We start from the raw sequence: 1037 nt of genomic DNA on the forward strand, positions 1-1037 counted from the left end.
TGTGGAGCTTCAACAGGTTGTCCTCGATCAGGGCGAGGCGACTGATAGGCGTTTTTGACTTTAGGCTGCCATGTGGACGATGCCAATTGTATCTGTGCAGCCAGACAGGCAGTTCGGCGGCACGATGATCGGATGTCGGATAGGCAATGGCGTAGGCCCATTCGCGCAGTGCTGTCTGGATGAAGCGCTCGGCCTTGCCATTGGTCTTGGGCGTATAGGGTCTTGTCGTGACGTGCTTGAGGCCGAGATCGCGGCAGGCCTTGGCGAAGGCCTTTGATCTGTAGCAGGAGCCGTTGTCGGTCATGACGCGGGCTATCGTGACGCCGAGGCTGGCGTAATAGGCGACCGCGGCCTTGAGGAAGGCGATGGCGCACTCCTTTTTCTCGTCGGGCAGGATTTGCGAGAAGGCGATGCGGGACGCGTCGTCGATGCAGACATGGACGAACTCCCAGCCGGCGCCGCGCGACTTGCCCTTTTGCGGATCGCCGGTGATACGATGGCCGACTTGGCTGAAGCGGCCGAGCTTCTTGATGTCGATATGGATCATCTCGCCGGGATGCTCCCGCTCGTAGCGCCGGACCGGTTCGGCCGGCTCGATATCCCTGAGCCGCGACAGCCCGGCACGCTTGAGAACCCGGCTGACGGTGGCGGGCGAGACGCCGACCTCATGGGCGATGTGCTTGCCGGTCAGCCGCTGGCGACGCAAGGCTGCGATGCGCTCGGCCACGGACTGTTCGGTCAGGCTCGGCATGACGGTGGGCCGCGACGAGCGGTCGACCATGCCGGCCCGCCCTTTGGTCTTATAGCGCTCGACCCAGCGCGCCACGATCTTGGCCGACACGCCATAGACGCGCGCCGCATGGGCTTTGGAAAAAGCGCCTTCTATCACCGATAACGCCATCTCCTCTCGACGCAGCGGTGTGAGACGGGCATTCTTGTGGATGTTCATTCGGACCCTCCGATGGATGCTGAAGCGTGGTAACTCCAGTCTCCTCGGTCCGGTCCGAATGGACAACCTCTCGAAAGCTCACACCTAG

Annotated in this window: 1 protein-coding gene; it reads right to left on the minus strand. The window is 62.4% G+C overall.

The features are described 5' to 3' along the window. Positions 1-949 (minus strand): IS481 family transposase (locus tag EOA22_RS34935; protein ID WP_095770220.1); only part of this gene is annotated, 949 nt, incomplete at its 3' end. Between the last annotated feature and the right edge of the window lie 88 nt (positions 950-1037).

The sequence above is a fragment of the Mesorhizobium sp. M7A.F.Ca.US.014.04.1.1 genome, assembly GCF_003998745.1.
GTDB lineage: Bacteria > Pseudomonadota > Alphaproteobacteria > Rhizobiales > Rhizobiaceae > Mesorhizobium > Mesorhizobium ciceri.